This window comes from Ramlibacter sp., from assembly GCF_013697775.1.
In the GTDB taxonomy this organism is placed as follows: Bacteria; Pseudomonadota; Gammaproteobacteria; order Burkholderiales; family Burkholderiaceae_C; genus Ramlibacter.
Window position 1 is genome coordinate 1 of record NZ_JACCWG010000058.1, and the last position, 6,390, is coordinate 6,390.

Below are 6,390 nucleotides of genomic sequence, written 5' to 3' on the forward strand. Positions count from 1 at the left end.
GCACGCTTGGCCGCTTCCTGCACCGCTTCGGCCGAGGGCGGCGGCACGCACGACGCCGGCACCGTTGCCGGCGCCTGCTGCTGCGCCCAGCCCATCAGCGGCACGGCGAGCACCACGGCCAGGGAGCGCCGCGCACGAGTGATCCATTGCATGGCGCCGGATTGTGCGCCATGCGCCCGCTGTCCGCGCAACCCCCGGTCACACCGTAGGTTCGTTCCTACGCGGGCAAGCGTCGGCCACGTCTGGAGTTCAGCAGCAGCGTCTGTTAGGGTCAGCCCGCATGACTTTCGTGGAGATGCTTTGCCCTTCGTCCGCCCTGTTCCTGGACTTCGACGGCACGATGGTCGACATCGCGCCCCAGCCGGAAGCGGTGCGCGTGCCACAGCCGCTGATCGACAGCATGGCCTGGCTGCATGAGTACCTGGGTGGTGCCGTGGCCATCATTTCGGGCCGCACCATCGAACAGATCGACGCCTTCCTCCACCCCCTGCGCCTGCCCGTGGCCGGCGTGCACGGCGCCGAGCGGCGCACCGCCGGCGGCGCGCTGAACCGCATGGCCGCGCAGCCGCTGGACACGGTGCAAGCGGCTGCGGCGGCGCTGGTGCACGCGCACCCCGCGCTGCGCATGGAGCACAAAGGCAGCTCGATTGCGCTGCATTACCGCCAGGCCCCCGAGCTCGAAGCGCTGTGCCTGACCGCCATGCAGGACGCCGTGCAGGCATCAACCGGGCTCACGCTGCTGCGCGGCAAGATGGTGGCCGAAGCCAAGCCCGTCGGCGCCAGCAAGGGCTGCGCGGTGGAAGACTTTCTGGGCGAGGCCCCCTTCACCGGGCGCGTGCCCCTTTTCATCGGCGACGACATCACCGACGAAGTCGGTTTTTCAACCGTGCAGCGCCTGGGCGGGCTGGGCATCAAGGTCGGCGAGGGCGCCACCGTTGCCTGGCAGCGCCTGCCCGATCCGGCGGCGCTGCGCCACGAACTGCAGGCGGCGATGGCCGCAAGGACGACGACAAGAACACCCGCACCATGATGAACGCACACCAGCCTTCCCTTCAGTTGGGCGTGATTGGCAATTGCGCCTACAACGCCCTGATCGACGAGCGCGGCCGCATCGTGTGGTGCTGCCTGCCGCGCTTCGACGGCGACCCGGTCTTCAACGGGCTGCTGGACCCCAGCGAGAACGGCGCCTTCTGGGCCTTCGAGATGGAGGACTTCGCGCGCAGCGAGCAGCAATACGAGCCCAACACCGCGGTGCTGCGCACGCGGCTGTACGACAGCCGCGGCCAGGGCATCGAGATCACCGACTTCGCGCCGCGGTTCTTCAACCGGGGCCGCACCTTCCGTCCGCTGTCGCTGGTGCGCCGCGTCAACGTGCTGGGCGGCTCTCCGCGCGTGCGGGTGGTGCTGCGCCCGCGCTTCGACTGGGGCCGCGCGCGCCCGGTCGTGACGCAGGGCAGCACCCACATCCGCTACGTCGGCCCGGGTGCCACGGTGCGGCTGAACAGCGATGCGCCGCTGTCGTACGTGCTGTCGGAAGACTATTTCGTGTTCGACCGGCCGATGAACTTCATCCTGGGCCCGGACGAAACCCTGCTCACCGGCATCGAGGACACGGCGCGCGGGTTCGAGCAGGAAACCATCGCCTACTGGCGCAACTGGTCGCGCGCGCTGTCGCTGCCGCTGGAGTGGCAGGACGCGGTGATCCGCGCCGCCATCACGCTCAAGCTGTCGCTGTTCGAGGACACCGGCGCGATCATCGCGGCCATGACCACCAGCATCCCGGAGGCGCCGCACAGCGGGCGCAACTGGGACTACCGCTACTGCTGGCTGCGCGACGCGTTCTTCGTGGTGCGCGCACTCAACAGCATCTCCGAGGTGGCGACCATGGAGGAGTACCTGCGCTGGCTCACCAACGTGATCGTTCGCTCCGGCGGCGGCCACATCCAGCCGCTGTACGGCATCGGCCAGGAAGAAAAGCTGCCCGAGGCGATCCTGGGCCACCTGCCCGGCTACCGCGGCATGGGGCCGGTGCGCGTGGGCAACCAGGCGCAGGAGCACTTCCAGCACGACGTGTACGGCAACATCGTGCTGGGCGTGGCGCAGGCCTTCCACGACCAGCGCCTGCTGCGCCGCGCCGGCCGCGCCGAATTCGGCTTTCTGGAGGCGGTGGGCGAGCAGGCCTTCCGCGTCTACGACCAGCCCGACGCGGGCATGTGGGAGCTGCGCACGCGCGCGCGCATCCACACCTCGTCCGCGCTCATGAGCTGGGCCGCCTGCGACCGCCTGGCCAAGGTGGCGGCGACGCTGGGCCTGCCCGACCGCATGCACTACTGGCGCGAGCGCGCCGACGTGATCCGCGGGCGCATCCTCACCGAGTCCTGGAGCGAGGAGCGCGGCGCCTTTGCCGAGAGCTTCGGCGGGCGCGACCTGGACGCCAGCGCGCTACTGATGGCCGAGGTCAACATCATCGACCCGCGCGACCCGCGCTTCGTCTCCACCGTGGACGCGCTGGAGCGCTCCCTGTGCGACGGGCCGTACATGCGCCGCTATGAGGCGTCCGACGATTTCGGCAAGCCCGAGACGGCCTTCAACATCTGCACCTTCTGGCGCATCGACGCGCTGGCGCGCATCGGCCGCAAGCAGCAGGCGCGCGAGATCTTCGAGGTGATGCTGGCCAGCCGCAACCGCTTGGGGCTGCTGTCGGAAGACACGCATCCGGTCACCGGCGAGATGTGGGGCAACTTTCCGCAGACCTACTCCATGGTGGGCCTGATCAACGCCGCGGTGCGCCTGTCGGCGCCGTGGGACACGGTGATCTGAACCACGTCATCTGAACGCAACTTAAAAGGACCAATGTCGCGCATCGTCGTCGTTTCCAACCGGGTCGCGGACCCGCGCAAGACCGCGGCGGCGGGCGGCCTTGCCGTGGCGCTGGCCGACGTGCTGAACAGCACCGGCGGGCTGTGGTTCGGCTGGAGCGGCAAGGTGGTGGAAACAGCCGAAGGCGGCAAGGCCGGCGAAGGGACAGTGCACACGCACCAGGCCGGTCCGGTCAAGCTGGTCACGGTGGACCTAAGCCGCGAGGACCACGATTCCTTCTACCTCGGCTACTCCAACGGCGTGCTATGGCCGGTGTTCCACTACCGGCTGGACCTGGCGGATTTCGATGCCGGCTACATCGGCGGCTACCGGCGCGTGAACCAGCTGTTCGCGCGCAAGCTGCAGCCGCTGCTGCAGGACGACGACGTGATCTGGGTTCACGACTACCACCTGATCCCGCTGGCGGCCGAACTGCGCGCGCTGGGCTGCCAACAGCGCATTGGCTTCTTCCTGCACATCCCGCTGCCGCCGCCGCTGATCCTGGCTGCCATCCCGGGCCACGACTGGCTGATGCGCGGGCTGTGCGCCTATGACCTGGTGGGATTCCAGAGCCAGGCGGACCTCGGCCACTTCGGTCACTACATCGAGACCGAGGCGCATGCGCAGCAGGTCGAGGCCGGCCGCTGGCGCGTGTTCGGCCGCGTGGTGCAGGCCGGCGCCTTCCCGATCGGCATCGACGTGGACGAATTCACCGCGCTGGCCGAGGCGCCCGAAGGGCGCGAGATGTTCCACCGCATGCGCAACGAATACTCGCGGCGCAAGCTGCTGGTGGGCGTGGACCGGGTGGACTATTCCAAGGGCCTGCCGCACCGGCTGCGCGCGTTCCGAGAAATGCTGCAGAAGTACCCGGAAACGCGCAAGAGCGCCACCTTGATCCAGATCGCCTCGCCCAGCCGCGAGAACGTGAGCGCCTATACCGACCTGCTGCACGAGATGGAGAGCCTGTGCGGCGCCATCAACGGCAATTACGGCGAGCTGGACTGGATGCCGGTGCGCTACATCCACCGCAACGTGGCGCGCCCGCGCCTGCCCGGCATCTACCGTGCTGCGCGGGTGGCGCTGGTGACGCCGCTGCGCGACGGCATGAACCTGGTGGCCAAGGAATACATCGCCGCGCAGGACCCGGCCGACCCGGGCGTGCTGGTGCTGTCGCGCTTCGCTGGCGCGGCGGAGCAGCTGAAGGAAGCGCTGCTGGTCAACCCCTACGACACCGAAGGCACGGCCGGCGCCATCCACCTGGCGCTGCAGATGCCGCTGGAAGAACGCCAGGCCCGCCACCGCGGACTGATGGAGACCATCCGCCGCTACGACGGGCACTGGTGGTGCGACAGTTTCCTGGACGCGCTGGGCAAGGCCAAGGCGGAGGAGACGGGGACTCCCTGGCTCAGGCTCTGATCAGCGCCCCGGCAGCTTGACGACGCTCTGTTCGATCGCGCCGAACATGCTCTGTCCGTCCTTGCCCTTCATCTCGATCTTGATCGTGTCGCCGAACTTCATGAAGGCGGTGCCGGGCTTGCCGTCCTGGATGGTTTCGATCGCGCGCTTCTCGGCGATGCACGAATAGCCCTTCGTCCACTCCTTCTTGCCGTCCTTTTCGATCGCGCGGTTGCTGATGGTGCCGCTGCCGATGATGGAGCCGGCGCGCACGTTGCGGGTCTTGCAGACGTGGGCGATCAGCTGGCCGAAGTGGAAGGTCATCTCCTGGCCGGCGTCGCACATGCCCACGGTGCGGCCGTTCCACTGGCTTTGCACCGTCAGGTGCAGCTTGCCGCCCTGCCAGGCGTCGCCCAGTTCGTCCAGGGTCACGGCCACCGGGCTGAAGGCGGTGGCGGGCTTGCTCTGGAAGAAGCCGAAGCTCTTGGCCAGTTCGTCGGGAATCAGGTTGCGCAGGCTCCAGTCGTTGGCCAGCATCACCAGGCGGATGCCGTCCAGCGCCTGCTCGGGCGTGGCGGTCATCGGCACGTCGCCGGTCACCACCGCCACCTCGGCCTCGAAGTCGATGCCCCAGTCCTCGGTGACGAAGGGCACTTCGCCGGTCGGGCCGATGAAGTCGTCGCTGCCGCCCTGGTACATGAGCGGCTCGGTGTAGTAGTTGGCCGGCACCTGGGAGTTGCGCGCCAGGCGCACCAGCTCCACGTGGTTGATGTAGGCCGAGCCGTCGGCCCACTGGTAGGCGCGCGGCAGCGGCGCCATGCACTGCTTCGGATCGAACGGAAACGCGTTGCGCGCCTTGCCCTGGTTCAGGGACTCGTACAGGTCCTGCAGCTGCGGCGACAGGAAGCCCCAGTCGTCCAGCACCTGCTGCAGTTTGGCCGCGATGCCGGTCGCATAATGCGCCGTGCCCAGGTCGCGCGAGACCACCACCAGTTGCCCGTCACGCGAGCCGTCCTTGTACGTCGCAAGCTTCATCGTTTGCCCTTGGGTTTTGAATGCGCTAGAGTCAAACCGACTTTTACGCATTGCGAAATGAATTTACCTAAACGTAATTGTAGCCCGCGCATCGCATGACCACAAAGGAACGCGCCGGCATCCAGTCCGTGGAAGTGGGTTTCGGCTTGCTGCAGGCCCTTGGCCAGGCGCCGGGGCCGCTGATGCTGCGCGACCTGGCCAAGGCGGCCGGCATGAGCGCCGCCAAGGCGCACCGCTACCTGGTGAGCTTCCAGCGGCTGGAACTGGTGGTGCAGGACACCGCCTCGGCGCGCTACGACCTCGGCCCCGCCGCGCTCAAGCTGGGGCTGGCCTCGCTGGAGCGGCTGGACGCGGTGAAGCTGGCGCGCGAGCGCTTGGCGCGGCTGATGGCCGACATCGGCCACACGCTGGCGCTGGCCGTCTGGGGCAACCACGGCCCAACCATCGTGCACTGGGAAGAGTCGCCGCAGGCCGTCACCGTCAACCTGCGCCTGGGCGACGTGATGCCGCTGCTGTCGTCGGCCACCGGCCGCTGCTTCGCTGCCTATGCACCGCGCGAGGCGATCGCCGGCATGCTGAAGGAGGAGCTCGCCCGCGCGCAAAAGCAGGGCCGCACCGACGTGCCCGCCAACATGGCCGGCGTGCAGGCCATGCTGGAGGAAGTGCGGGTGCGCGGCGCCGCGCGCGTGATGGACACGCTGCTGCCCGGCATCGTGGGCTTCTGCGCGCCGGTGTTCGACTCCGACGGCCACATCGCGCTGGGCATGGTGGCGCTGGGCCCCACCGGCACGTTCGATCCGAACTGGGGCGGCGCGGTGGAGCAGCCGCTGCGCGCGGTGGCCGCACAGCTGTCCAGCGACCTGGGGCACAAGGGATGACAGCCGCACCGCTGCGCCGGCTGGCCTTGCTGGCCGGCACGGTGCTGGCGGTGCACCTGGCGCTGCTGGGCGCGGCGCCGGTGCAGCAGCTGCTGCATCCGCCGGTGCAGGCGACGCGGACCTTCACGGTGCGGCAGGTGGCCGCGCCAGCGCCTGCCGAAATGCCCGCACCGGTGCCCTCGCCCGCGCCTACGCCACGGCCCGTTGCGGCGACACCGCGGCC

5 protein-coding genes and 1 pseudogene are annotated in these 6,390 nt (G+C 69.0%); 5 read left to right on the forward strand and 1 reads right to left on the reverse strand.

Annotated elements, in window-relative coordinates:
* Positions 1 to 280 precede the first annotated feature (280 nt).
* The 3 genes from otsB to otsA are packed head-to-tail and all read left to right on the forward strand — an operon-like array spanning position 281 to position 4,275.
* Positions 281 to 1,030: a trehalose-phosphatase gene (otsB, locus tag H0U68_RS03345; RefSeq protein WP_296352748.1), complete on the forward strand. Its 750-nt coding sequence runs from the start codon at positions 281 to 283 to the stop codon at positions 1,028 to 1,030.
* Positions 1,027 to 2,820 (forward strand): glycoside hydrolase family 15 protein, encoded by a 1,794-nt coding sequence (locus tag H0U68_RS03350; protein WP_296352749.1) that lies wholly within the window; start codon positions 1,027 to 1,029, stop codon positions 2,818 to 2,820. The genes otsB and H0U68_RS03350 overlap by 4 nt, the downstream gene beginning before the upstream one ends.
* Before the next feature lie 33 nt (positions 2,821 to 2,853).
* Entirely contained in the window at positions 2,854 to 4,275 is a 1,422-nt protein-coding gene (gene otsA, locus H0U68_RS03355) for an alpha,alpha-trehalose-phosphate synthase (UDP-forming) (RefSeq protein WP_296352750.1), read from the forward strand.
* Here the strand turns inward: otsA and H0U68_RS03360 are convergent, their stop codons facing one another.
* Positions 4,276 to 5,289 (reverse strand): fumarylacetoacetate hydrolase family protein, encoded by a 1,014-nt coding sequence (locus H0U68_RS03360; RefSeq protein WP_296352751.1) that lies wholly within the window; start codon positions 5,287 to 5,289, stop codon positions 4,276 to 4,278.
* Positions 5,290 to 5,384: 95 nt separating this feature from the next.
* On the opposite strand from H0U68_RS03360, the gene H0U68_RS03365 reads away from it, so the two are divergent.
* Together H0U68_RS03365 and H0U68_RS03370 are read left to right on the forward strand one after the other, a co-directional pair.
* Positions 5,385 to 6,167 carry an IclR family transcriptional regulator gene (locus H0U68_RS03365; RefSeq protein ID WP_296352752.1) on the forward strand — a complete coding sequence of 261 codons (783 nt, stop codon included), beginning with the start codon at positions 5,385 to 5,387 and terminating at the stop codon, positions 6,165 to 6,167.
* Positions 6,164 to 6,390 (forward strand): annotated as a pseudogene (locus tag H0U68_RS03370) (DUF3108 domain-containing protein); the annotation flags it as partial. The gene H0U68_RS03365 and the pseudogene H0U68_RS03370, both read left to right, overlap by 4 nt.

What these genes read in the sequence shown, in the direction of transcription:
- otsB (WP_296352748.1), top strand. Translation starts at nt 281, where the DNA reads ATGACTTTCGTGGAGATGCTTTGCCCTTCGTCCGCCCTGTTCCTGGAC.
- H0U68_RS03350 (WP_296352749.1), top strand. Translation starts at nt 1,027, where the DNA reads ATGATGAACGCACACCAGCCTTCCCTTCAGTTGGGCGTGATTGGCAAT.
- otsA (WP_296352750.1), top strand. Translation starts at nt 2,854, where the DNA reads ATGTCGCGCATCGTCGTCGTTTCCAACCGGGTCGCGGACCCGCGCAAG.
- H0U68_RS03360 (WP_296352751.1), bottom strand. Translation starts at nt 5,289, where the DNA reads ATGAAGCTTGCGACGTACAAGGACGGCTCGCGTGACGGGCAACTGGTG.
- H0U68_RS03365 (WP_296352752.1), top strand. Translation starts at nt 5,385, where the DNA reads ATGACCACAAAGGAACGCGCCGGCATCCAGTCCGTGGAAGTGGGTTTC.